This is a genomic window from Vibrio tapetis subsp. tapetis (genome assembly GCF_900233005.1).
In the GTDB taxonomy this organism is placed as follows: Bacteria; Pseudomonadota; Gammaproteobacteria; order Enterobacterales; family Vibrionaceae; genus Vibrio; species Vibrio tapetis.
Genome location: NZ_LT960611.1, coordinates 3,494,387 through 3,516,934, shown reverse-complemented (window position 1 = coordinate 3,516,934; position 22,548 = coordinate 3,494,387). Strand labels below are relative to the sequence as shown.

Genomic DNA, 22,548 nt, shown 5'->3' with positions numbered 1-22,548 from the left:
CCTTTCATGTAAACAAACAAGTTATTGTAATTCTTCAGATTTCCAAATTGTTAAAGAGTAAACGTTTCTAATCGAAACTCTTTTTAAAAACGCTATCACTTATGCTTAAAAATATGGCGGAGCTGTGCCGGATCGAACCGCACATCTCCTGCGGGCGAGGTCGGCGCTCTCGCACCTCAGCTATAGCCCCGGATCTACAACGTCATTGCCAATAACTATTGAGAAAGAAATGGCCGGGTCTGAGTGGACTCTAACCACCTACCTCCCGCTCATCATGCGAGCGGTCTACCCAGATGAGCGACATCCCCAACAATCAAACTCTTTTGATTTTACAAACCACATCAATCTGTGTGGGTACTCATCGTGAAAATCTTCGTATAAGGAGGTGATCCAGCCCCAGGTTCCCCTAGGGCTACCTTGTTACGACTTCACCCCAGTCATGAACCACAAAGTGGTAAGCGTCCTCCCCGAAGGGTTAAACTACCTACTTCTTTTGCAGCCCACTCCCATGGTGTGACGGGCGGTGTGTACAAGGCCCGGGAACGTATTCACCGTGACATTCTGATTCACGATTACTAGCGATTCCGACTTCATGGAGTCGAGTTGCAGACTCCAATCCGGACTACGACGCACTTTTTGGGATTCGCTCACCATCGCTGGTTGGCTGCCCTCTGTATGCGCCATTGTAGCACGTGTGTAGCCCTACTCGTAAGGGCCATGATGACTTGACGTCGTCCCCACCTTCCTCCGGTTTATCACCGGCAGTCTCCCTGGAGTTCCCGACATTACTCGCTGGCAAACAAGGATAAGGGTTGCGCTCGTTGCGGGACTTAACCCAACATTTCACAACACGAGCTGACGACAGCCATGCAGCACCTGTCTTACAGTTCCCGAAGGCACACCTGCGTCTCCGCTGGCTTCTGTAGATGTCAAGAGTAGGTAAGGTTCTTCGCGTTGCATCGAATTAAACCACATGCTCCACCGCTTGTGCGGGCCCCCGTCAATTCATTTGAGTTTTAATCTTGCGACCGTACTCCCCAGGCGGTCTACTTAACGCGTTAGCTCCGAAAGCCACGGCTCAAGGCCACAACCTCCAAGTAGACATCGTTTACGGCGTGGACTACCAGGGTATCTAATCCTGTTTGCTCCCCACGCTTTCGCATCTGAGTGTCAGTATCTGTCCAGGGGGCCGCCTTCGCCACTGGTATTCCTTCAGATCTCTACGCATTTCACCGCTACACCTGAAATTCTCCCCCCCTCTACAGTACTCTAGCCCGCCAGTTTCAAATGCAGTTCCGAGGTTGAGCCCCGGGCTTTCACATCTGACTTAACGAACCACCTGCATGCGCTTTACGCCCAGTAATTCCGATTAACGCTCGCACCCTCCGTATTACCGCGGCTGCTGGCACGGAGTTAGCCGGTGCTTCTTCTGCAGCTAACGTCAAGGATGCACGCTATTAACGTACACCCCTTCCTCACTGCTGAAAGTACTTTACAACCCGAAGGCCTTCTTCATACACGCGGCATGGCTGCATCAGGCTTGCGCCCATTGTGCAATATTCCCCACTGCTGCCTCCCGTAGGAGTCTGGACCGTGTCTCAGTTCCAGTGTGGCTGATCATCCTCTCAGACCAGCTAGGGATCGTCGCCTTGGTGAGCCATTACCTCACCAACTAGCTAATCCCATCTAGGCATATCCTGACGCGAGAGGCCCGAAGGTCCCCCTCTTTGGCCCGAAGGCATTATGCGGTATTAGCCATCGTTTCCAATGGTTATCCCCCACATCAGGGCAATTTCCTAGGCATTACTCACCCGTCCGCCGCTCGACGCCGAAGTAGCAAGCTACTTCTCGTTTCCGCTCGACTTGCATGTGTTAGGCCTGCCGCCAGCGTTCAATCTGAGCCATGATCAAACTCTTCAATTTAAGATTTTGTCGGCTCAATGAATACTGACTTCAAAACTAATATTTACCGAAGTAAACATGTAATTCTAAAGCTATTACCATTCCAACAGAATGGTAATGAATTGACTGTGCCAAAATTAAGTAAACTTAATTTCGTATTGGTCACTCAGTTCATTGAAACCAAAGTTGTTTCCGAAGAAACTGTTTTTACCGAGGTAAAAACGTTTTGATTATCATCAACGAGTGCCCACACAGATTGATAGGTTTAAATTGTTAAAGAGCTTTTCTTCTAACTTTGAAGCCTTTCGACTTTCTCGTTGAAGAGGCGGTCATTTTAGCGAGTTAACTCGTCGTGTCAAACACTTTTTGAAGTTAATCACAAAACACCGGGAAATCTTTCTCAGCCTGCGAAGCCTTTTATAATAAGCCCTCGCTGTCTGGAGTTGGGCATTATAGGGAGATTCACTGCAGGCGCAACCCCTTTTTTGTAGATTTCACCAAAAAGAGTTTGTTTGCTGTTTTTTAGACCAAAAACGACAAAGGAGAGTATAAATACTCTCCTTTGGGCAACATTTTAATTACAACTAAATAAAAGCGTACGCATCCGCATACATATGTTCACGCTTCGCCTGACGGTGCTCGACGAATCTTTCACGCGCTGCACCTGCCATTTCAAAGCGGCCTGCTATATATATGTCGTAATCTTCCAAGCTTTCAAAGTCTGCTTCTATTGCTTGCAGCACATTACCTACTTTACCTGTCCAGGTTTTTGCAGCTTGCTCAACCACAGGAATAAAGTGAATGTTGCTATGGCTATTCGCGATATCTAGCAACTCTTGTTTAGCGTAAAGCTGACATTCATCTTTAGCTCCCCAGTAGAGGTAGATATTGTTCTGTCTATTTTGACTAATGCTGTGATCTAATATAGAGCGCACATAGCTAAATCCAGTACCACCAGCGACCAATAACATTGGTCGTTCAGAACTATCGACTATTGCTGCGTCACCGTGTGGGGCATCGATATTAATATCTGTATTATTTGCTAACGCCTGTTTCATTGCTTCCACGACTTCATGTGCGTAAGCATTTTCTTCAGCAGCACCAATATGAAGCTCTAATTCACCTTCATGGCGACAAGGGCTGCTCGCAATAGAGAATGGGCGTTTATCTTTTTCACCCATTTCAACTAACAGGTACTGCCCTGCTTGAAAGGCTACGGGAGCTTCAGGATGCAATAGAATTTCAAAGGTATTACATGCTAAAGGCTCTATCGACTTCACTTTACATTTTATGGTCATGGTCTTCCTCTAACTTACTCGTCAAAAGTAAGTACTAAATGGCTGTCGGCAAACGCCTGACAAGGAAATATCCATCCTCGTCTCTGCTCCTTCTCTGTGAGCATAGGCTCTAGCTTATAGCTAACTTTGCCTTCTATTTTGCGGCACATGCACATAGCACATGCACCTACTTGGCAACGATGCGGGAAGCTAATGTTATTATTGAGCGCCGCTTCCAGTATCGTTTGTTGTTCTTGTACTTCGAATTCTATATTGCTAGGTAGCAAAGTCACTCGATAACTCATAAGATATTCAATTCATCCCACATGGCATCTACTTTAGCGACTACCGCTGGATCTTTCTTTATAGGAGTTCCCCACTCACGCTGGTTTTCAGCGCCCATTTTATTGGTCGCATCCATTCCCATTTGAGAACCGTATTCAGATTCCTGCATTATCGTATCGCGTGAAGGATCCATGCGAGTGGTAATAGCCCAAATAACATCATTCCAGTCTTTCGCGCTAACATCATCATCACAAACGATCATAAATTTGATGTAAGCATACTGGTGCAAACGAGACCACACGGCTTTCATAATTTTGATAGCCTGCCCTTCGACACTTTTGCAAATTGTCACGACAGCTAACTTACTTGAACTTTCAGCTGATGGAATGTGCAATTCTACTATTTCAGGGTACTCTGCTTTTATCTGCGAGCAGACATCGACTATGGTTTCACTTTCCCATAAAGGCAGCGTTGCACTGATGTGATTTGCGATCGCTAACTCAGCATCCCATTTTATCGTCGCATCTATGCCCATCTTTGAGCCAAGACCAACCACCGGGGAAGCAAAATCTAAAGAGTCTATCGGGGTATTATCAATCATCACTGTATCCCTAGCGGGTACCATGTGATCATTCATCGCTTTAGTCACTTGTTCCCAATCTCGCGCATTTACGCTTTCATCACACACAACAACAAATTTGGTGTACATGAATTGCCTTAGGAAAGACCAAACTCCCATCATGACTCTTTTAGCATGACCAGGATATTGCTTTTTCATGGTCACAACAGCCATCCGATAGGAACACCCTTCCGGTGGTAAGTAAAAGTCTTCTATTTCAGGAAACTGCTTTTGTAATATAGGAACAAACACTTCGTTAAGTGCGACACCAAGAACCGCAGGCTCATCTGGCGGGCGACCAGTGTAAGTACTGTGATAAATCGGGTCTTTACGCATGGTAATGTGCGTAATGGTAAAGACGTGATGTTTTTCTACTTCATTATAATAGCCAGTGTGATCACCATATGGTCCTTCGTCGGCAAACTCAGCAGGGTCGATATACCCTTCCATCACGATTTCTGCACTTGCTGGCACTTCTAGCTCGTTACTAAGAGATTTAACGACCTCTGTTTTACTGCCACGTAATAGGCCCGCGAAGGCATATTCAGATAAGGTATCTGGCACTGGTGTCACTGCGCCAAGTATCGTCGCTGGATCGGCGCCAAAAGCAACAGACACAGGAAAAGGTTTACCCGGATGCGTTTCCATCCAATCTCTTAAGTCGAGCGCACCACCACGGTGGGCAAGCCAGCGCATAATGATTTTATTTTTGCCTAACTTTTGCTGGCGGTATATTCCCAGATTTTGGCGTTTCTTATTGGGGCCTTTCGTAACGGTTAACCCCCAAGTAAGCAAAGGAGCAACATCGCCCGCCCAGCAACTCATCACGGGAATTTTATCTAAGTCGACGTCATCACCTTGCCAAACAACTTGCTGACAGGCTGCTTTTCTTAGCCTTTTTGCTGGCATGTTTAAAACTTGGCGAAATACTGGCAGCTTATCGATGGCATCTTTAAAGCCTTTCGGTGGTTCAGGCTCTTTTAGATAAGCGAGTAACTTTCCAACCTCACGCAGTTCACTCACCTCCGATCTTCCCATCCCGATGGCGACACGCTCTGCGGTACCAAAAAGATTGGTCAGTACTGGAAGGTCGTAACCAATTGGGTTTTCAAACAACAAGGCAGGGCCACCAGCTCGTAAAGTACGATCACTGATTTCCGTCATTTCGTAATGAGGGTCAACTGGGTGAGTAATACGTTTGAGCCGACCAGATTTCTCTAAATGATCGACATAATCGCGCAAATCCTTAAAACTCATAGGGCTTCTAATGGCTAATTAAACTGCGCGTAGTATAGCAAAAAGTAGAGAAATCGATCAGTTCTCTTTACTTACCGACAATACTTGCAACAAAATATTTGAATTCACGCCTCGTTTACTGCTCACAACCTGCTCAAGCCAAGAGCGATGCCCATGATCCACCAGCTGCCTAGCAATAGATTGGGTCTGCTCGTCTTCTTCAAGTCTCAATTCGTTCACTAGATAGGTTTTTACTTCTATCGGTAACGGATTTAGCTTGGTGAGTTCTGCTGTAGCTTGCGCTTTTAACGAAGGGTTACTTGTTGCGGCAAGTAATTGCTCTATTGAGAATGGATCAGCTTCTTTGCCTAGCCTCTTAATCTCATTGTGACTGTAATTATCCGCTCGCATTCGCCAGAGCAGCGCATACATTTCAGGATCTTTGCTTACCTGTGCCATACGAGTTACAACAGAGCTAGATGGAAGCCAGTGAGTGATCGCTTCTTGGGTTAATTGCTGAGTTAATGCATCAAGCGCTCTTGGCGACAAACCATCCAACTCTGCAATCAGCAGTTTCTCTTTTTCGCTAACTTGATATTCCTCACCCGTTAGCCAATGTTCTAGGTTCAATTTTTTCTGTTCTGCGGCGAGAATAAAGTCGAGTACCCCTTTGTCTTTTTCTCGGCGTTTTATCAGCCGACTTGCAATCACACTGCTATTAAAGGCAGGAACCACTATTTCATAACCATCACCTTGCTCTTTGATCTGGTAAGTAGCAATGACACCGAGCTGAGCTTGAACAAACCGAGCCACAGGTTCAGATAAAATCAGCTCTTGGTCTTCCATATGCTGAAGTAACAGGTAACGGACAACCTCTTGTTGAGGAAGCGCTAGTCGTTGCAATGAAAATTCCAAACTACTGATATCATCCGCCAAGATCAGTTGATACATATCATCAGCACGATCCAGAATTAAACTGTCTTCAAGCCACTTTGACGCTTGTTGTTCGGTGATCTCTTTCGCCCAACTTGCTATGGGGTTCAACAATAAGGGAAGAGAAATGAGGCATGCTAACAATCCGTGTCGCATAGTGTATTCCTTAAAATGAAAAAAAACGGCTAAGTGCTTGTCGGTTCCGTGACAATCTATCTAGCCTGTAGTCATTATGGTTGCAGAACTTAGGAAAGCCAAACAAAAACGCCACCCGAAGTGGGTGGCGTTTAAAATTTTAAACCAGTATCAACTACTGACGACGCATTGCGTCAAAAAATTCGTTGTTCGTCTTCGTCATTGCCAGTTTATCAATGAGGAATTCCATCGCGTCAGACTCACCCATAGGGTGAACAATTTTACGTAGGATCCACATTTTCTGAAGTTCATCAGATTTTGTCAGCAATTCTTCACGACGAGTACCAGAGCGGTTGAAGTCGATAGCAGGGAAAATACGTTTCTCAGCAATCTTACGGTTCAAGTGCAGTTCCATGTTACCTGTACCTTTAAATTCTTCGTAGATGACTTCATCCATTTTAGAACCCGTATCAACTAGCGCCGTTGCGATGATGGTTAAGCTACCACCCTCTTCGACATTACGTGCAGCACCAAAGAAGCGCTTTGGACGATGAAGTGCGTTTGCATCAACACCACCAGTCAACACTTTACCCGAAGATGGGATAACGGTGTTGTATGCACGAGCAAGACGAGTGATTGAATCAAGAAGAATAACAACATCCTTCTTATGCTCAACTAAGCGTTTTGCTTTCTCGATAACCATTTCTGCAACTTGTACGTGACGAGACGCTGGCTCATCAAACGTAGATGCAATCACTTCGCCTTTAACTAAGCGCTGCATTTCTGTCACTTCTTCCGGACGTTCGTCGATCAGTAGAACCATCAACTCACATTCAGGGTGATTACGCGCAACACTTTGAGCGATATTTTGCAGCAACATGGTTTTACCCGCTTTTGGCGGAGCAACAATCAGACCACGCTGACCTTTACCAATTGGCGATGCTAAATCTAGAACTCGAGCAGTAATGTCTTCTGTTGAGCCATTACCGACTTCCATAACCATACGTTCGTTAGCGTGAAGTGGTGTTAAGTTTTCAAAAAGGATTTTATTACGAGCGTTATCTGGTTTGTCGTGGTTGACAGTGTTGACTTTTAGAAGGGCAAAATAACGTTCACCGTCTTTAGGTGGACGAATCTTCCCGGCTATTGAGTCACCTGTACGTAAGTTAAAACGACGAATTTGGCTCGGTGATACGTAAATGTCATCAGGACCTGCAAGATATGAACAATCGGCGCTACGTAAGAAACCAAATCCATCTTGAAGAATTTCCAGAACCCCGTCGCCGAATATATCTTCACCACTCTTCGCGTGCGCTTTTAGTGTGGAAAAAATAATGTCTTGTTTTCGTAGACGCGCTAGGTTTTCTAAACCAAGGCTCTCACCTAGTTTCACAAGTTCAGACACAGGTCTGTTCTTAAGTTCAGTTAGGTTCATAGTTGTGGATGCTTTATTAGTCAAAATAGGATCGTTGTGGTTAGTTAGAGGGATTTGGTCACAGGGTCGACCAAGAAATGAACATTTGTTTATATATCGTGCGATAAACTAGCACTAAAAATAAGCCTAGTCTAGATTTTAAAAAAATCAAAACCGTGCAAATAGATTTGGTGCACGGTTTTTTTGATTTTTTAGTGCAGACCTAATTATAGGTTTGCATCCAAAAACTCTTTAAGTTGAGTTTTTGACAGTGCGCCAACTTTCGTCGCAGCAACACTACCATCTTTAAAAAGAAGCAATGTAGGGATACCACGAATACCAAATTTAGGTGGTGTACCCGCATTTTGGTCAATATTCAGCTTACCGATCGTCAGTTTGCCTTCATATTCATCAGCGATTTCATCAAGAATTGGCGCTATCATTTTACAAGGACCACACCATTCAGCCCAAAAATCAACTAGCACTGGGCCTGCAGCTTGGATTACATCGTTATCAAAACCATCGTCTGTTAGCTGCAAAATCTTGTCACTCATCTTCCACTCCAAAGTGTATTTTAGGAACTGGTTGGATGATAACCAGTAAATAGATGCCCTATTGGAATGTATTTACTTTCGTATTGCAAGCTTAAGCTGATATTCTATAGTCATGAAAAAGACGCATATCACAGAGCAAAAGTTCGCCGATTTGGAAATACACCCCCAAATCATTGAAGGATTGGACAAAAAAGGGTTTGAATTTTGTACCCCTATCCAAGCCTTGGCGTTGCCGGTACTGCTCACCGGCCAAGACATTGCAGGCCAGGCCCAAACGGGCACTGGTAAAACCTTAGCGTTTCTCACTGCTACTTTTAATCACCTACTGACAACACCGGAACATGAAGGCCGCAAGCATAACCAGCCGCGTGCAATCATTATGGCTCCGACTCGCGAATTAGCGATTCAGATCTATAACGATGCTAAGCCTTTAGTAGAAAGCACTGGTGTTAAAGCAGCACTTGCCTACGGTGGCGAAAGCTACGATAAGCAACTTGCCGCACTAGAGCAAGGTGTGGATATCCTGATCGGTACTACTGGCCGTATCATTGATTTCTACAAGCAAAAGATCTTTAACCTAAACAACATTCAAGCAGTTGTTCTAGATGAAGCCGATCGTATGTTTGATCTTGGTTTCATTAAAGATATTCGCTTCTTGTTCCGCCGTATGCCTGAACCAAAAGAGCGTTTGAACATGCTGTTCTCAGCAACGCTTTCTTACCGTGTTCAAGAGTTGGCATTCGAACACATGCACAACCCTGAGCATGTTGTAGTAGAGCCAGAGCGTAAAACAGGTCACCGTATTCAAGAAGAGTTGTTCTACCCTTCAAATGAACACAAAATGCCGCTACTTCAAACGCTAATTGAAGAAGAATGGCCAGATCGTGCAATCATCTTTGCTAACACAAAACACAAATGTGAATCAGTTTGGGGCCACTTGGCTGCTGACGGACACCGTGTTGGTTTGTTAACCGGTGATGTACCACAAAAGAAACGTGAACGTATTCTTGAGCAATTTACTCAAGGTATGGTTGATATCTTAGTGGCAACAGATGTTGCGGCTCGTGGTCTACACATTCCTCAAGTGACTCACGTATTTAACTTCGACCTGCCTGATGACTGTGAAGATTACGTTCACCGTATTGGCCGTACTGGTCGTGCCGGTGAAAGTGGCCACTCAATCAGCTTTGCTTGTGAAGACTACGCAATCAACCTAACGGCGATTGAAGAGTACATCGAGCACGTTGTTCCGGTTTCAGACTACGATGCAACAGCATTACTTGAAGACTTACCTGCGCCATTACGCATGCGTCCTCGTAATCCACAAAATCGTCGTACAAACACCGGTGGCAACAAGCAAGGTGGCAACCGCAAACGTCGCCCAAGAGCACCACGTCCACAATAGGGATTGGATTAGTAAATAATGAGTCAGACAGGATCATCGCCTTTGTACGCTGCAATCGACCTTGGGTCGAACAGTTTTCATATGCTCGTTGTGCGTCACATTGATGGCAGCGTTCAAACCATGGCCAAAATCAAACGTAAGGTTCGATTAGCCGCTGGGTTAGATAAGGATAATAAACTTAGTGCCGAAGCCATGCAGCGAGGTTGGGACTGTTTGAGTCTGTTTGCTGAGCGCTTACAAGATATTGAAGCGCAAAATATCCGTATTGTCGGAACTGCAACACTAAGAACCGCTACCAATGTCGACCTTTTTCTGGAAAAAGCAAACCAGATACTAGGACACAAGATTGAAGTGATCGCAGGCGAAGAAGAAGCGGCAACCATCTATAAGGGTGTCGCACATACTTCGGGCGGTTTAGGCCGTCGCCTTGTGGTTGATATAGGTGGAGCAAGTACAGAGCTCATCATTGGAGAGGGTTTTGACGCCAAAGCGCTCACTAGCTTGAAGATGGGTTGTGTTACTTGGCTAGAGCAGCACTTTAAAGATCGACAACTGAGTGCTGCTAATTTTGATCGGGCAATTGAAGCCGCTAAAATCACCGTTGCACCTATTTTAGAGCAGTATCGAAATATAGGCTGGGATGTGTGTGTTGGTGCCAGTGGTACAGCACAAGCGCTACAAGAAATTATGCTGGCACAGGGTATGGATGAGATCATCACTCATGCCAAGCTCAAGCGCTTACAAAAACAAGCGATGCTCGCCGATCACTTAGAAGAACTTGAGATAGATGGCTTGACTCTAGAAAGAGCATTAGTGTTCCCTAGTGGGCTATCTATCTTAATTGCTATTTTTGAGTTACTCGAAATCGATTCCATGACTCTTGCAGGTGGTGCGCTACGCGAAGGCCTCGCCTACGAGATGATCGATGAGATGCGTCAAGATGACATTCGTAGCCGCACTATCCAAAGCGTGCAAACTCGCTACCAATTAGATGTTGAATACGGCCAGTTAGTTGAAAAACTCGCCTTGGCATTATTCAACCAATGCGGTAACGAAAACTGGATAGCGGAACCACAAGCTCAATATTTGTTATCAAGCGCAGCTCAATTGCATGAAATAGGCCTAACGATTGACTACAAGCAAGGTGGTCAACACAGTGCGTATCTATTGCAGCATTTAGATTTACCTGGCTACACTCGAGCCCAAAAGCATCTACTTGGCGAACTGACTCGTCGCTATAAAGAGCAACTAAGCTCATTGCCAGAACAACATGCACTTTCTGGATCTAGCGCGAAACGAGTACTTAGGCTATTACGCCTTGCAGTACTTCTAACCCATAGACGCTCATCAACATTGCAACCCGTGGTCACATTAAAAGCAGAAGCTGATAATTTATCGTTGTGCGTTGCTAAATCGTGGCTAGAACAAAACCCGCTGACCCGAGCTGAATTAGAAATAGAAGCTCACCGTCAATCGGACATGGGGTGGCCTTTAACCATTAATGCTTGCTAACGAGCATTGTGACCTAAACCATCACCAACCAAATACAAAAAAGCCTCACATTCATCTGCGAGGCTTTTTTATTGCTAGCTGAATAGCTTCTCTCTCATTTACGCTTCTGCGCCTTTTTCTGGCATCCCCTGAGCTTTAAAGTCTGGGTTTACTGACGTGATCTTTTTAATCAAGAAGTTAAGTAACATGCCGTACATCGGTACAAACAAACCTAAGCTGATGATCAATTTGAAACCATAATCGACTAGGGCAATCTCAGTCCAATGTTCCGCCATAAAAGCATCTGGGCTTTGATAAAAGGCAATAGCAAAGAAAGCTAAGGTATCCAATGCGTTACCAAATAATGTTGAACAAGTCGGAGCAACCCACCACGCTTTCTTTTGGCGTAAACGGTTAAACACATGCACATCGAGAATTTGACCCAATAGATAAGCCATAAAGCTGGCCACCGCAATTCGAGCAACGAAAAGGTTAAATTCACCTAAATGGGCAAAACCTTGAAATTGACCTTCAAAAAACAGCACCGACAACATATAAGAAACCGCAAGAGCTGGCAGCATCACTACAAAAATGATTTTTCTTGCCATTTTCGCGCCAAAAATCCTAACGGTTAAGTCAGTTGCTAAGAAGATAAAAGGAAAGGTAAATGCGCCCCAAGTCGTATGGAGACCAAAAATGGTAAATGGGAGCTGAACGAGATAATTGCTAGAAGCAATAATAGTAAGGTGGAACGCCGCTAGCAATGCTAACGCTTTGCGCATTTGCGCAGGGGTAAAGTTACTCATATTGTACCTTTTTGGTTTGTTTTGGGGGCGAGGGAACCCAAATTGAAGCAATATGCTTCTGATTAATGATCGATAAATGCTCAAAGGAGCGGCGGCTGATTATACATTAATCAATTTAACGAGCAACGGCCTCCTAATACGCAAACGTTTAGTCAACCAATTTTTTATACTATTTTGTAAACTATTCAAATTAGGCTTAAAAGCCACGCTCAAAAAGCTGAGCCAGATAATCCAACTCTTCCCTACTGCGAGTGACGTCGAGAGCTTCAAGCCACATACACTCACTGTAATGCTCTGCTCGAAGGAACAACTGACATCCTTCAAAATCAATAAGCCAAGAGTGCACATCGGCGTCAGTCTGCTTTTCTACTACAGAAGCCGAAAGTAGATCGACCAATGTTTCCCCTAACAGTGGAAAGCTATCAAAATCAAATGATGGCGCTTGAAGAATCAACATTCCTTTCTCTGATATGTACTGCTGTAAACCAAAACTAGCCATGATCAGTTAAGTGCTCCTGTATCAAATTAAGGAAAGCGTCGGCATATTTATCTAACTTACGCTGCCCTACGCCATTAACCGCTAACATTTCTCCATTCGTAGTTGGTAAAATGTCAGCCATTTCAATCAATGTCGCATCACTGAATACCACGTATGGAGGTAATCCGTCTTCATCGGCAATCGACTTACGTAATTTACGTAATTTGGCGAACAGCTTTTTGTCGTAATGACGACTGATCAGTTTCTCTGCTTTCGCACTACGAACGGACGTATCTAAACGTGGAACCGCTAACTGCAAAGGCAACTCTCCACGTAAAACAGGTCGAGACTCTGGTGTTAATTGGAGTGTTGAGTTACGCGTGATGTTTTGAGTCAGCAGCCCTTTATGGATAAGCTGACGCACAATACTGACCCAGTAATCATGACTGTGTTCGCGGCCTATGCCGTACGTAGTAAGTTGATCGTGTCCGTTTTCACGAATACGAATGTTCTGCATCCCACGTAAAACTTCGACTACGTATCCCATACCAAAGCTTTGCTCAACGCGATAAACGCATGACAGTGCTTTTTGCGCCGCTTCCACTCCATCAAAATGTTTCGGTGGATCCAAGCATATATCGCAGTTTCCGCATGGCTTTTCACTGTACTCACCAAAGTAATTGAGCAATACCTGACGACGGCAAGTTTGTGCTTCAGCAAAAGCACTCATCGCATTTAATTTGTGAGCTTCAACTTGTTTTTGCGGGCCGTCTTCTTTCTCATCTACCGTACGGCGCAACCACGCCATATCGGCAGGATCATACAGCATTACCGCTTCTGCTGGTAAACCGTCTCTTCCCGCTCTTCCAGTTTCTTGGTAATAGGATTCAATGTTTCTTGGGATATCAAAGTGCAATACAAAACGCACATTAGATTTGTTAATCCCCATACCGAAGGCAACCGTCGCGACCACTATTTGAATATCATCACGCTGAAACGCTTCCTGCACATAAGCACGCTCATCATGATCCATACCAGCATGGTAACCCGCAGCTCGAATATGATTAGCGCATAGCTTTTCTGTTAGCATCTCTACTTTCTTGCGGCTTCCACAATATATGATGCCGCACTGTCCTTGCTGGTCACCCAAAAACCGAATCACTTGTGAAACGGGTTTATGCTTTTCTACCAAGGTGTATTGAATATTAGGGCGGTCAAAGCTGCCCAAGTACTCAAGCGGTTCTTCAAGCTGCAAGCGAGAAATGATGTCTTTTCGAGTTGCATCGTCGGCGGTGGCCGTTAACGCCATCATTGGGGCGTATGGAAAACGTTGCTTCAGTTCTCCGAGAGCGGCATATTCGCGACGAAAATCATGACCCCACTGAGAAATACAATGCGCTTCATCAATAGCGATCAGTGCTAACTTTATATCTTCAAGTCTATCTAAAAAGTCACGCGTTAATGCTCGTTCTGGTGAAACGTACAGCAATTTCAATGTACCCGCATTCATGCGGTTATACACTGAGATCACGTCATCCCTATCCATAGTAGAATTAAGGCAATCGGCAGCCACACCATTTACTTTCAACTGATCAACTTGATCTTTCATTAAGGAAATCAAAGGAGAGATAACGAGCGTTAGACCTTCTTTGATCAAAGCTGGGATCTGATAGCAAAGAGACTTTCCGCCTCCAGTCGGCATGATCACCACACTATCTAGGTTTGCGTTTGCAGCTTCGATCACCTCTTGTTGACCAACACGAAATTCTTGATAACCAAATACCTCACTCAGTACCTGCTTGGCATCTGGCTGTGGTGTATCGAGTTGTTCGGCTAACAAAGTGTTCGTCATGAGGTTCCTATTCGCGGTTCTACCAACAGGTGATGGCAAGGCGTCACATTGTAGTGGGGTTTGATGGTGAATAAAACCGCAAATTATTAGGTCTAGTGCTTGTAGCCCGATATACTCGCACTTTATGCAATAAACCAAGCGACATGATGTCGTATAAGCGATCTTTAATATGACAGACGAGCAACAACAAGCACAAAAAGGCGTAATTCTAGCAATCTTGGCCTACACCATGTGGGGGATCGCCCCTATTTATTTTAAAGCCCTAGAAGGTGTCAGTGCGTTAGAAATTTTAAGCCATAGGGTTATCTGGTCTTTTGTCTTTTTGTCGGGCTTACTTTTTCTTGGTCGCCGTTGGCGCTCTGTCGCCAAGACAATGGCAGATAAAAAGAAAATGCTTATTCTGATCTGCACTAGCCTTTTAGTTGGTAGCAATTGGCTTATTTTCATCTGGGCGGTCAATGCCAATCACATGTTAGATGCCAGTTTAGGTTATTACATCAACCCACTACTCAATGTTTTGCTTGGGATGATTTTTCTCGGCGAAAGGCTAAGGAAATTACAGTGGTTTGCTGTCGCACTCGCTGCCACTGGTGTGCTTGTTCAATTATTTGTGTTTGGTTCTGTTCCTGTCGTCGCTATTGCCTTGGCATGCAGCTTTGGTCTCTACGGACTATTGCGTAAAAAAGTTAACTTGGATGCTCAAACTGGACTATTCATTGAAACTCTAGTCCTACTTCCTGTTGCCGCTATATTTCTTGGCTTTATTGCCGATACACCCACGTCCGATCTATCTGTAAATTCAATGCAGCTGAATTCATTACTATTGGCGGCTGGTGTCATCACAACCGTGCCACTACTTTGCTTTACTGGTGCAGCAACTCGTTTGAAGTTATCTACTTTAGGGTTCTTCCAATACATAGGCCCAAGCCTGATGTTCTTGCTGGCTGTTATTGTATACGGTGAGAACTTCACGGCTGACAAAGCGGTTACTTTTGCGTTTATTTGGGGCGCTCTAGTGGTCTTTAGTTTTGATGGTATTCGTAATAGCCGTAAGAAAAACCGTTAATTCTCTACTGTCATTTTTTTACAAGACCTTCCAGAATGGTTATGTTGTAGTCAGCATAACCTTTTTTTAGTCGTGTATTTTTGTGGAAAACGTTCGGTTCTTTCAAAGCCAATACGATGGCATCCAACTCATTGAAGCTCATTACCATGAGTTTGCTTTCCATCGCCATTATCATCTTGATGTGCATATCGGCCTGATAACAAAAGGCAGCCAAGATTTTATCTTCAAGGGAAGTCAGCATCATGCTAATGCTGGTCAATTTGTTATTATGCCTCCTGACGAGTTGCACGACGGGCAAACAAAACTCGACGAAGGTTATGAAACCAAAGTATTTAGCATCGATCCTCAGTGGTTTAACGACTATCTAGATCAACCGTCTATCCAGACTATTCCTGATTTTCAACAACTGATCATTGATGACTCAGAGCTATTTACTCGCTTGAACTTTCTTCATGGTCAAATGATTAGTAGTCAATACAGCCAATTAACTCAAGACTGCCTGCCTTTAGATTGTTTCGAAATGATCGTAGATCGATACGCAAACAGTAAAATAAAACAATCCGTTTCATTAGGCAGCCAATCGATAGAGTCTTTACGTGATTACATCATGGCAAATTTAGATCAGCCTATTCGATTAAATGAGCTAGCGTCTTTGTGCCAATTAAGCCCTTCACAATTTCAACGCCAGTTTAAAAGTAAGATGGCAATGCCTCCTTACGCTTGGCTGAGCCGCCTTAGAATGGAAGAAGCGCTCAGTTTATTATTACAAGGAAGAAGCAGTACCGATGTGGCTATGTTAGTCGGGTTTTATGACCAAGCTCATTTTGTTAGAGCATTTAAGACTTGTTATGGTATTACCCCTTCCCAAGTCTAATCCCCCGCTCACCTACCTCCAAAAGTATGAGTGTCATAAATTTACAAGCAAAGCTTAGCCGACCTTGGCACACTGCTGCCTTATCGTTTAATCCTTTGGAAATTACATGAATGAATTCGCCATCTTGGCTACTTTAGCCAGTGTTCACTTTATTGCTCTTATGAGCCCAGGACCTGATGTTGCTTTAGTGGTACAAAATGCTAGTCGTCACGGCCGCTCAACAGGGATTGCCATTGCTGCTGGATTGTCTGTTGGTATTTTATTGCACTCACTGCTAAGCCTAACTGGGGTAAGCTATATTGTTCACCAACATCCAACCCTCTTTGCTGCCCTACAACTGATTGGCGGCAGTTACTTACTCTATTTAGGTATTGGCGCACTGCGGTCTTTGAGGCAACAGCGAAGTAACCCTCTCGAACAACCTCAGAAGTTACTCAAGAACAAACGCCAGGCATTTTTACGAGGTTTCACCACCAATATCCTCAACCCGAAAGCCGTCGTCTTCTTTGTCAGCTTAATGTCGAGCTTAGTTCCTGCTGGCATGTCGTTAACAGGCAAGTTCTTCGCTTTATTGATCTTGTTTTCACTTTCTTTCGCATGGTTTAGCGCATTGGCGTGGTTGCTCTCTACTGCTCGATTACAAAAGAAAATGATGCAAGCTGCTATTTATATAGATGGCCTATGTGGTGTGGTTTTTTGCCTTATTGGCGGCGGAATACTGGCTTCCGTTTTCACGTCATAAACGCACTCTGAGCCTTTAGATACTGGCTTTGTAAGAGATATCTCACAAAGGTGTAAGCCACAGCGCTTTTCTTTGTAGCGATACACACCTCAACAATCTCAAGCTACTGTTTTTAAATAGATAAATATACAATGTGACGTATGCACGGTTCTTTTTTTACTTAAACTGCATTGTGATAAATCCGGATCAGCGTAATATCTTCCTTGTCGACAGGACATCGACATGGATTAGGAAGTTAACGGATTTTTGACTCTTCAGGATGAAGAAAGATTGCTCAGGATGAACAATCTCATGGAAGTGGAAATGAATGGATTCAATCGTTACTAGGATGGTAGCGACAAAGGATTGAAATGGACACCTCTGGATGAGGCATGGAACAAACATCAGGATGATGTAAAGGACACCGCTCACGGACCAAGTGAAGTGAACTAACTAGGATAGTTAGTTGTCAGGAAGACTAGGACACCGCTAGGATAGCGAAGAACGGAATAAGCTAAAGGATTTGGCAACTATCAAGGATTTGATGCATGGAGCATCTTTAGTAGCCGGATTGCTGCGAGTAAGACTATAGCCCCGATACGCAAGTATCGGGGCTTTTCTTATTGTTCAATAGCTTATGTTTAACACAATCAAGAATTGATGATCATAACGTATTGCTATTCACTATTTCAGATACTAAAAAACCCGGCTAATTTACTCAATTAGCCGGGTTTTTTTAATCTACTGGTAGAACTTAACCACCAACGGCGATACGTTGCATGTCAGTCATGTAACCGCGTAGCTCTTCACCGATGTATTCAACAGGATGATTGCGAATAACGTCGTTCACTTGAATCAGTTTCGCGTTATCTACGTAGTTAGACGACTCGCCCAAACCTTTACCAATCACGTCAGTATTCACTGATGGCATGAATTTCTCACGCAGTAGTGGTGTTGCTACGTTAGCAAACAGGTAGTTACCGTACTCAGCAGTATCAGAAATTACTACGTTCATCTCGTATAGACGCTTACGTGCAACCGTATTTGCAATCAATGGCAGCTCGTGCAAAGACTCGTAGTAAGCTGACTCGTCAACAATGCCTGATGCCGTCATTGCCTCAAATGCCAATTCAACACCCGCACGAACCATCGCAACCATTAGGATGCCATTATCAAAGTACTCTTGCTCTGAAATTTCAGCGTCTGTGCTTGGGTAGTTTTCAAATGCTGTTTCGCCTGTCTCTTCACGCCAACCTAGCAGATTCACGTCATCATTAGCCCAATCAGCCATCATAGTGCTTGAGAACTCACCTTGGATGATGTCGTCCATGTGCTTATTGTAAAGCGGACGCATTAAGTCTTTTAACTCTTCAGAAAGGTCAAACGCTTTCACTTTCGCAGGATTAGATAGACGGTCCATCATGTGAGTGATGCCACCGAACTTCAGTGCTTCAGTGATGGTTTCCCAACCGAACTGAAGAAGTTTACCCGCGTAGCCAGCATCGATGCCGTCAGCAATCATCTTCTCATAACATACGATAGAACCCGCTTGAAGCATGCCACATAGGATAGTTTGCTCACCCATTAGGTCTGATTTAACTTCAGCAACAAAAGAAGACTCAAGACAACCCGCACGGTGACCACCTGTACCTGCCGCCCAAGCTTTTGCGATATCCCAACCTTCACCTTGTGGATCGTTTTCTGGGTGAACCGCAATCAGTGTTGGAACACCAAAGCCACGCTTGTACTCTTCACGAACTTCAGTACCTGGGCACTTAGGTGCAACCATGACAACGGTTAAGTCAGAGCGGATTTGCATGCCTTCTTCAACAACGTTGAAACCATGAGAATAACCCAGAGCAGCACCTTGCTTCATCAATGGCATTACCGTTTCAACAACGTTAGTGTGTTGTTTGTCAGGCGTTAAGTTAACGACTAGATCCGCTTGTGGGATTAGAGTTTCGTAGCTGCCTACTTCAAAACCATTTTCTTGTGCGTTTTTAAACGATTGACGTTGCTCATCAATTGCTGCTTGGCGAAGTGCATACGATACATCTAAGCCAGAATCACGCATGTTCAAGCCTTGGTTAAGGCCTTGCGCACCACAACCAACGATAACCACTTTCTTACCTTTCAGGTAATCTGCTTCTGTTGCAAATTCTTCACGGTCCATAAAGCGACAACGGCCTAATTGGTCTAGTTGCTCACGTAAATTTAAAGTATTGAAGTAGTTAGCCATTTTTAATTCCTTGAGTATTCTTCCGTTGGTCGGTTGTTTCAAACCGTATAACCACATACTAATTCAGGCGTAAGCTTGCGAAAAGTGATATATTCACAATTAGTAATTGCGTTATTTGCAACACAGCAGACTAACATCATGAATATAAAATCATTACAGCTTTTTACACATTTATGCAGCAGCCGAAATTTCAGTAAAACGGCGTCAGCAATGCACATCAGTCCTTCGGCTCTAAGTCGTCAAATTCAAAAACTTGAACATGAAATAGGGCAAAATCTTCTAGTAAGAGATAACCGAAGTGTTGACCTTACGCCCGCAGGTAAAAAACTGCTGCCCATCGCACTCAATATGATCAGCGACTGGCAACAATTTCAAACCAGTTTATCTGGACGTGAAGAAGAATTATGTGGCGAACTACGACTTTTCTGCTCCGTAACTGCGGCATATAGTCATTTACCCGAATTATTGAGCGACTTTCGTGTTCTCTATCCGAATATAGAACTAAAACTATCGACCGGAGATCCCGCACAAGCCATAGAGCGAGTCTTACAAGATGAAGCGGATATCGCCATTTCAGCCAAACCGGATGTACTTCCCGCTCGTTTGGCCTTTGAAACCATCAGCGACATCCCGTTAAGTGTTATTGCACCAGCCGGTATTCATACCTTTGCTTTAGAGCTGCAACAAGATCCACCTAATTGGGCGAATATTCCTTTTATTGTTCCAGAATCCGGAACGGCAAGAGAGAGAGCCAATACTTGGTTCAAAGCGATGAAGATCAAGCCAAACATATATGCACAAGTTTCAGGTCATGAAGCGATTGTCAGTATGGTCGCTCTTGGCTGTGGTGTTGGCATCGCCCCTGATGTGGTGATAAACAATAGCCCAGTAAGAGAAAAAATAATCAGACTTAAAACCAGTTCAATTAAACCATTTAAGTTGGGTATCTGCTGCCAGCAAGCACAGATGAACAACCCATTAGTCAAAGCGCTGTGGGAATTAGCCGAAGACAAATTCATCCCGTAACAGCTTCAAAGGTTAACAATACTTAATCTTTCCATAACCTGCCCTCAATGCAGAGCAAGTCATAGTAGTCATGACAAACATAACAATACCTGTAACTACATTCATGGCTGCTCATCCCCCGAAAAAGCCGTGTTGGCTCGCATTAGTCACGCGAGCCGATCTTTTTCCAGTTAATTCACGTCTCCATTTCGTTAAAATAATCCACCACACAGAGGGGTCTACCATGAAAATACTCATCATCGAAGACGATGCAACAACGCGTGAATTTGTCAGTAAAGGCTTACAAGAACATGGTTATACCGTTGATCAGGCCGAAGACGGTAAAAAAGGCTTGATGATGGCACTGAGTAGTGAGTATCAACTGGTCATCTTGGATAGAATGTTGCCTTACCTTAATGGTATGCAAGTGCTGTCTGCAATTAGAGCGACAGAAGCAAAACTGCCTGTCTTAATATTGAGCGCCATGGATAGTGTTGCCGATAGAGTCGATGGCTTACAAGCTGGCAGTGACGATTATTTGATCAAGCCATTTGCGTTAGCGGAGCTTATTGCTCGAGTAGACATCATAATCAACCGCAGTAACTGGCACGCCCCTAGCCAAAGCCAACTCCGATACGACTGCTTAGAAATCGATTTACGCGCTCATCGCGTCACATGCCATCAACAAGAAGTCAGCTTACAGCCAAAAGAATTTAAACTAATTCAGTACTTCGTAGAGCACAGCGAACAAGTCGTCTCTCGCATGAGATTATTTGAAAACATCTGGAGTTACCATTTCGATCCAAAAACCAATGTGATTGATGTTCATGTCGCCAACCTTAGACGCAAACTCGAAGACGCCGGTTGCCCAAACTTACTCCATACCGTCAGAGGGGCCGGTTATGTCCTCCGCCGATGATTACACGCTGACGCGCTCTTCCGTTTTTCGTACCTTGGTTGGGTTATTTTTGCTAGTAACCACGGCTAATATCATCGTCATTCACCAAGTATATAAAGATTCCGATGCATTCCACCGTCAACAACTTACTCGTCAATTGAATGAAGAGATACTCGAATTCAATTACGTTGCTTCTCAAAGTCGCGAAGAAGTAGAAAAGCTGTTGCGAACAAAAAAAGCGTCAGAAACACCTTTCTACTACCGTTTACTTGATCATGTCGAGCCGGTTTTGAATACTCAGTATTACCCTATCAGTGCCTTACCCAGTGATACCGCCAACATTATTATCGGTAACAGTTTTAAATTAGAAGTTGGTGTCGATGCTCAGATCATCGATGCCTATCGCAGTACTCTCATTCCCATCGTGTTTACAGGCATCATTTTACCCATTGCAGTCATGTTAGTCGCTGCGTTCTTCTTCACCGTATTGATACTCAAAAGATTAGAACGAGTGAACAAAGCAATGAATCGTGTCCTTTGTGGGGAAAGAAACGTCAAGATCTCGGTATCAGAACGTGATGATGAATTTGATATATTGGCTATTCATTTGAATTTTATGATCGAGCAAATGGCAAAAAATGAAACAACCTTAAAATCGCTGACAACTGGCCTTGCTCACGATATGCGCACGCCGATTGCGCGATTAAAACTACGTTTAGAAGAGGTGTTATCTCAACCGGATCTCAGCACTAAGCAACAACATCAATTTTCTGCCTGTCATGATGAACTTGAGCTTATTCTCTCTCTATTCAATAGTATGTTAGAAATAGCAAAGCTCAACAGTGGCCAAGTTAGTATTGAAACAGAGAAGGTCGATTTAGGAAGAGTCGCACAAGATGCGTTAGAATTCATTTCCCCAATTGCCGAACAAAAACAACAATCCTTAATATTCATGCAGGATTATCCATGTCAGGTTATTGGTGATCGTTCATTACTGTTTAGAGCGCTGTTTAACTTAATAGAAAATGCAGTGAAATACACACCAACCCAAGGCAAAATTGAAGTCATCATAGATCACTTTGGGGTTGTCGTTACTGATGATGGTATTGGTATCTCTGATTATGACAAACTGCATATTTGCCGCCCAATGTATCGAGCAGACAAAAGTCGCTCAGAACAAGGAAACGGATTAGGTCTATCCTTGGTCGATGCCGTTGTAAGCCAACACAATGCTCATTTAATCTTTCGGGACAATAAGCCCGGCCTTAGAGCTAGGATCTTCTTCAACGGCTAAGACTCTTCGAAGCACCATCACCGACCCAGTCATAGAAACAAAAAAGACCAAAGCAAAATCAGCT

18 protein-coding genes and 1 rRNA gene are annotated in these 22,548 nt (G+C 44.1%); 8 read left to right on the top strand and 11 right to left on the bottom strand.

Annotation, left to right across the window (positions count from 1 at the left end):
* Nucleotides 1-378: 378 nt before the first annotated feature.
* The 7 genes from VTAP4600_RS15805 to trxA form a co-directional block, all read right to left on the bottom strand.
* Nucleotides 379-1,923, bottom strand: a 16S ribosomal RNA gene (locus tag VTAP4600_RS15805).
* 563 nt (nt 1,924-2,486) lie between these two features.
* Complete coding sequence (gene fre / locus VTAP4600_RS15800; protein WP_102523658.1) at nt 2,487-3,200, bottom strand: NAD(P)H-flavin reductase; 714 nt, start codon at nt 3,198-3,200, stop codon at nt 2,487-2,489.
* A gap of 14 nt (nt 3,201-3,214) precedes the next feature.
* Nucleotides 3,215-3,484, bottom strand: coding sequence for a 2Fe-2S iron-sulfur cluster-binding protein (locus VTAP4600_RS15795; protein ID WP_102523657.1), 270 nt, complete (start codon nt 3,482-3,484; stop codon nt 3,215-3,217).
* Nucleotides 3,481-5,340: a 4-hydroxy-3-polyprenylbenzoate decarboxylase gene (gene ubiD / locus VTAP4600_RS15790; RefSeq protein WP_102523656.1), complete on the bottom strand. Its 1,860-nt coding sequence runs from the start codon at nt 5,338-5,340 to the stop codon at nt 3,481-3,483. The genes VTAP4600_RS15795 and ubiD overlap by 4 nt, the downstream gene beginning before the upstream one ends.
* Nucleotides 5,341-5,397: 57 nt before the next feature.
* Nucleotides 5,398-6,408 carry a hypothetical protein gene (locus VTAP4600_RS15785; protein WP_102523655.1) on the bottom strand — a complete coding sequence of 337 codons (1,011 nt, stop codon included), beginning with the start codon at nt 6,406-6,408 and terminating at the stop codon, nt 5,398-5,400.
* Between the two features lie 154 nt (nt 6,409-6,562).
* The gene (gene rho, locus VTAP4600_RS15780) at nt 6,563-7,822 is read right to left on the bottom strand and encodes a transcription termination factor Rho (protein ID WP_102523654.1); all 1,260 of its coding nucleotides are present in this window, start codon (nt 7,820-7,822) and stop codon (nt 6,563-6,565) included.
* A gap of 206 nt (nt 7,823-8,028) precedes the next feature.
* A complete protein-coding gene (gene trxA, locus VTAP4600_RS15775) occupies nt 8,029-8,355 on the bottom strand; it encodes a thioredoxin TrxA (RefSeq protein WP_102523653.1) in 327 nt (108 codons plus the stop codon).
* A 112-nt stretch (nt 8,356-8,467) separates the two neighbouring features.
* On the opposite strand from trxA, the gene rhlB reads away from it, so the two are divergent.
* Both rhlB and gppA read left to right on the top strand, forming a co-directional pair.
* A complete protein-coding gene (gene rhlB / locus VTAP4600_RS15770) occupies nt 8,468-9,760 on the top strand; it encodes an ATP-dependent RNA helicase RhlB (protein ID WP_102523652.1) in 1,293 nt (430 codons plus the stop codon).
* 18 nt (nt 9,761-9,778) lie between these two features.
* The gene (gene gppA / locus VTAP4600_RS15765; RefSeq protein ID WP_102523651.1) at nt 9,779-11,272 is read left to right on the top strand and encodes a guanosine-5'-triphosphate,3'-diphosphate diphosphatase; all 1,494 of its coding nucleotides are present in this window, start codon (nt 9,779-9,781) and stop codon (nt 11,270-11,272) included.
* 98 nt (nt 11,273-11,370) lie between these two features.
* On the opposite strand, the gene VTAP4600_RS15760 is transcribed toward gppA, so the two are convergent.
* From VTAP4600_RS15760 to recQ, 3 genes are all read right to left on the bottom strand, one after another.
* Complete coding sequence (locus VTAP4600_RS15760; protein ID WP_102523650.1) at nt 11,371-12,057, bottom strand: 7-cyano-7-deazaguanine/7-aminomethyl-7-deazaguanine transporter; 687 nt, start codon at nt 12,055-12,057, stop codon at nt 11,371-11,373.
* Nucleotides 12,058-12,253: 196 nt separating this feature from the next.
* Nucleotides 12,254-12,559 carry a DUF3630 family protein gene (locus tag VTAP4600_RS15755; RefSeq protein ID WP_102523649.1) on the bottom strand — a complete coding sequence of 102 codons (306 nt, stop codon included), beginning with the start codon at nt 12,557-12,559 and terminating at the stop codon, nt 12,254-12,256.
* Nucleotides 12,549-14,387 carry an ATP-dependent DNA helicase RecQ gene (recQ, locus tag VTAP4600_RS15750; protein ID WP_102523648.1) on the bottom strand — a complete coding sequence of 613 codons (1,839 nt, stop codon included), beginning with the start codon at nt 14,385-14,387 and terminating at the stop codon, nt 12,549-12,551. Before recQ ends, VTAP4600_RS15755 begins: the two co-directional genes overlap by 11 nt.
* 169 nt (nt 14,388-14,556) lie before the next feature.
* Between recQ and rarD the strand changes: the two genes are divergently transcribed.
* The 3 genes from rarD to VTAP4600_RS15735 all read left to right on the top strand — a co-directional run bounded on the left by rarD (nt 14,557) and on the right by VTAP4600_RS15735 (nt 17,069).
* On the top strand, nt 14,557-15,453 hold the full coding sequence (gene rarD, locus VTAP4600_RS15745; RefSeq protein ID WP_102523647.1) for an EamA family transporter RarD: 897 nt from the start codon (nt 14,557-14,559) through the stop codon (nt 15,451-15,453).
* Nucleotides 15,454-15,535: 82 nt separating this feature from the next.
* Nucleotides 15,536-16,327, top strand: coding sequence for a helix-turn-helix transcriptional regulator (locus tag VTAP4600_RS15740; protein ID WP_102523646.1), 792 nt, complete (start codon nt 15,536-15,538; stop codon nt 16,325-16,327).
* Nucleotides 16,328-16,433: 106 nt separating this feature from the next.
* On the top strand, nt 16,434-17,069 hold the full coding sequence (locus VTAP4600_RS15735; RefSeq protein ID WP_102523645.1) for a LysE family translocator: 636 nt from the start codon (nt 16,434-16,436) through the stop codon (nt 17,067-17,069).
* Nucleotides 17,070-17,802: 733 nt separating this feature from the next.
* Here the strand turns inward: VTAP4600_RS15735 and ilvC are convergent.
* A complete protein-coding gene (gene ilvC / locus VTAP4600_RS15730) occupies nt 17,803-19,287 on the bottom strand; it encodes a ketol-acid reductoisomerase (protein ID WP_102523644.1) in 1,485 nt (494 codons plus the stop codon).
* A gap of 138 nt (nt 19,288-19,425) precedes the next feature.
* On the opposite strand from ilvC, the gene ilvY reads away from it, so the two are divergent.
* The 3 genes from ilvY (at nt 19,426) to VTAP4600_RS15715 (ending at nt 22,484) form a co-directional block, all read left to right on the top strand.
* A complete protein-coding gene (ilvY, locus tag VTAP4600_RS15725; protein WP_102524019.1) occupies nt 19,426-20,313 on the top strand; it encodes an HTH-type transcriptional activator IlvY in 888 nt (295 codons plus the stop codon).
* A gap of 223 nt (nt 20,314-20,536) precedes the next feature.
* Complete coding sequence (locus VTAP4600_RS15720) at nt 20,537-21,211, top strand: response regulator transcription factor (RefSeq protein ID WP_102523643.1); 675 nt, start codon at nt 20,537-20,539, stop codon at nt 21,209-21,211.
* Nucleotides 21,195-22,484: a sensor histidine kinase gene (locus VTAP4600_RS15715; RefSeq protein WP_102523642.1), complete on the top strand. Its 1,290-nt coding sequence runs from the start codon at nt 21,195-21,197 to the stop codon at nt 22,482-22,484. The genes VTAP4600_RS15720 and VTAP4600_RS15715 overlap by 17 nt, the downstream gene beginning before the upstream one ends.
* Nucleotides 22,485-22,548: the final 64 nt, after the last annotated feature.

What these genes read in the sequence shown, in the direction of transcription:
- VTAP4600_RS15795 (WP_102523657.1), bottom strand. Translation starts at nt 3,484, where the DNA reads ATGAGTTATCGAGTGACTTTGCTACCTAGCAATATAGAATTCGAAGTA.
- trxA (WP_102523653.1), bottom strand. Translation starts at nt 8,355, where the DNA reads ATGAGTGACAAGATTTTGCAGCTAACAGACGATGGTTTTGATAACGAT.
- ilvY (WP_102524019.1), top strand. Translation starts at nt 19,426, where the DNA reads ATGAATATAAAATCATTACAGCTTTTTACACATTTATGCAGCAGCCGA.
- fre (WP_102523658.1), bottom strand. Translation starts at nt 3,200, where the DNA reads ATGACCATAAAATGTAAAGTGAAGTCGATAGAGCCTTTAGCATGTAAT.
- gppA (WP_102523651.1), top strand. Translation starts at nt 9,779, where the DNA reads ATGAGTCAGACAGGATCATCGCCTTTGTACGCTGCAATCGACCTTGGG.
- VTAP4600_RS15715 (WP_102523642.1), top strand. Translation starts at nt 21,195, where the DNA reads ATGTCCTCCGCCGATGATTACACGCTGACGCGCTCTTCCGTTTTTCGT.
- ilvC (WP_102523644.1), bottom strand. Translation starts at nt 19,287, where the DNA reads ATGGCTAACTACTTCAATACTTTAAATTTACGTGAGCAACTAGACCAA.
- VTAP4600_RS15720 (WP_102523643.1), top strand. Translation starts at nt 20,537, where the DNA reads ATGAAAATACTCATCATCGAAGACGATGCAACAACGCGTGAATTTGTC.
- VTAP4600_RS15760 (WP_102523650.1), bottom strand. Translation starts at nt 12,057, where the DNA reads ATGAGTAACTTTACCCCTGCGCAAATGCGCAAAGCGTTAGCATTGCTA.
- rho (WP_102523654.1), bottom strand. Translation starts at nt 7,822, where the DNA reads ATGAACCTAACTGAACTTAAGAACAGACCTGTGTCTGAACTTGTGAAA.
- recQ (WP_102523648.1), bottom strand. Translation starts at nt 14,387, where the DNA reads ATGACGAACACTTTGTTAGCCGAACAACTCGATACACCACAGCCAGAT.
- rarD (WP_102523647.1), top strand. Translation starts at nt 14,557, where the DNA reads ATGACAGACGAGCAACAACAAGCACAAAAAGGCGTAATTCTAGCAATC.
- ubiD (WP_102523656.1), bottom strand. Translation starts at nt 5,340, where the DNA reads ATGAGTTTTAAGGATTTGCGCGATTATGTCGATCATTTAGAGAAATCT.
- rhlB (WP_102523652.1), top strand. Translation starts at nt 8,468, where the DNA reads ATGAAAAAGACGCATATCACAGAGCAAAAGTTCGCCGATTTGGAAATA.
- VTAP4600_RS15785 (WP_102523655.1), bottom strand. Translation starts at nt 6,408, where the DNA reads ATGCGACACGGATTGTTAGCATGCCTCATTTCTCTTCCCTTATTGTTG.
- VTAP4600_RS15735 (WP_102523645.1), top strand. Translation starts at nt 16,434, where the DNA reads ATGAATGAATTCGCCATCTTGGCTACTTTAGCCAGTGTTCACTTTATT.